This window comes from Priestia sp. SIMBA_032 (assembly GCF_046535215.1).
GTDB classification, from domain to species: domain Bacteria; phylum Bacillota; class Bacilli; order Bacillales; family Bacillaceae_H; genus Priestia; species Priestia aryabhattai.
The window spans coordinates 1-317 of sequence record NZ_JAWRXD010000346.1; the positions used below are offsets into that span (position 1 = coordinate 1).

Consider the following 317-nt stretch of genomic DNA (forward strand, 5'->3'; position numbering starts at 1 on the left):
CTCATATCCGGCTTGTTCTGGAGGAGTTCTATGTCCCCCAAATGTTAGCCGCTATCGTGCCGACAGATAGGACTATAAGTGACGTTGTCTTGTCACCAGGTGACTACTCGTATCCCGCTGTATTGATACATTGTGCTGCTAAGTTGGGTGGGTTGGCTGGGAATGAGGTTAAAATAAAAGAGGCGATGTCCTCAAAGAAGATTGTAAAGTGCAAGGCCTACGATGTCCCGTTGCTCGGCGGGCTTTTGTAATGCTTTTGTAGCGGCTTTTTGAGGATGACTGGCTGCGCATTTAGGTATTAATGCAGGAAATTGACT

General features: G+C 47.0%; 1 protein-coding gene. It reads left to right on the forward strand.

All coding sequences use genetic code 11. From position 1 onward, the window contains the following. Window positions 1-251: hypothetical protein (locus tag SB717_RS34695; RefSeq protein WP_410907404.1), on the forward strand; the 251-nt coding region annotated here is incomplete at its 5' end. Between the last annotated feature and the right edge of the window lie 66 nt (window positions 252-317).